Below are 973 nucleotides of genomic sequence, written 5' to 3'. Positions count from 1 at the left end.
CCACCGAACTGGGTTCCTTCGAAGATCACCGGCTCCAGCTCTGCCCGTGCCGCGTACACCGCAGCGGTGTAGCCGGCAGGACCGGAACCAACGATGATCACGTTGCGGACGTCGCTGGTCACCGCGCGGCCTCCGGCACGAGGTCGGCCAGCAGGGCGCGGACGCGCTGGTCGATGTCGTCGCGGATCGGCCGGACGGCGTCGACACCCTTGCCGGCGGGGTCGGCGAGTTCCCAGTCGAGGTAGCGCTTGCCGGGGAAGACGGGGCAGGCGTCGCCGCAGCCCATGGTGATGACGACGTCGGCGGCTTCGACGGCGTCGGTGGTGAGCTTCTTCGGGAATTCCTGGGACAGGTCGAGGCCGAGTTCGTTCATCACCTCGACCACGGCGGGGTTGACCGTGTCGGCCGGTGCGGAGCCGGCCGAGCGGACGGTGACCTTGCCTTGGGCGTGGTGGTGCAGCAGGGCTGCGGCCATTTGGGAGCGTCCGGCGTTGTGGACGCAGACGAACAGGACCTCGGGTGCGGAGGGCACGGGGACTCCTTGGTGCTTGGCGACATCGGCCAGCCGCTCGCGGGCGTAGCGGGTGGCCAGGGTGGTCAGGTGGGTGTGCACGCGAGCGGTGGCGGCCGGCTCCCGGTAGGTGTCGGAGACCACGTGGTGGATGGTCCCTTCGTCGACCACGCCGCCGCGGAATTGCTGCCGCAGTTCCGCGGCGGCGTGGTCGAGGAGCAGGGCAACCTGGTCTTCGGTCGGCCGGTAGTCCTCGGTGTCGTGGTGGCTAGGTGGTGGTGCGGGCATGGTCGGCCTCCGCGGTGGTGGAGGGGCGGTTGAACCAGCGTCTGGCTGCCAGCGAGACGTAGACCAGGCCGACCAGGACCGGCACCTCGATCAGCGGACCCACCACACCGGCCAGGGCCTGACCGCTGGTGACGCCGAAGGTCGCGATCGCCACCGCGATGGCCAGCTCGAAGT

Annotated in this window: 3 protein-coding genes; all 3 read right to left on the bottom strand. The window is 70.2% G+C overall.

What is annotated here, in order from left to right:
• Positions 1–122, bottom strand: a 122-nt coding sequence (locus tag E1202_RS32485) for an FAD-dependent oxidoreductase (protein ID WP_132686881.1), incomplete at its 3' end; no start/stop codon positions are given.
• Positions 119–799: an arsenate reductase ArsC gene (locus E1202_RS32480; RefSeq protein WP_132686880.1), complete on the bottom strand. Its 681-nt coding sequence runs from the start codon at positions 797–799 to the stop codon at positions 119–121. The genes E1202_RS32480 and E1202_RS32485, both read right to left, overlap by 4 nt.
• On the bottom strand, positions 780–973 hold a 194-nt coding region (locus E1202_RS31120), incomplete at its 5' end, for an arsenic resistance protein (protein WP_408007749.1). The genes E1202_RS31120 and E1202_RS32480, both read right to left, overlap by 20 nt.

The organism is Saccharopolyspora karakumensis, from assembly GCF_004349225.1.
GTDB classification, from domain to species: Bacteria; Actinomycetota; Actinomycetes; order Mycobacteriales; family Pseudonocardiaceae; genus Saccharopolyspora; species Saccharopolyspora endophytica.
The sequence above is the reverse complement of the archived record's forward strand: the minus strand, read 5'-3'. Positions and strand labels throughout refer to the sequence as shown.

Excerpts from the sequence above, each read along its gene's own strand:
- E1202_RS32480 (WP_132686880.1), bottom strand. The coding sequence starts at position 799 with ATGCCCGCACCACCACCTAGCCACCACGACACCGAGGACTACCGGCCG.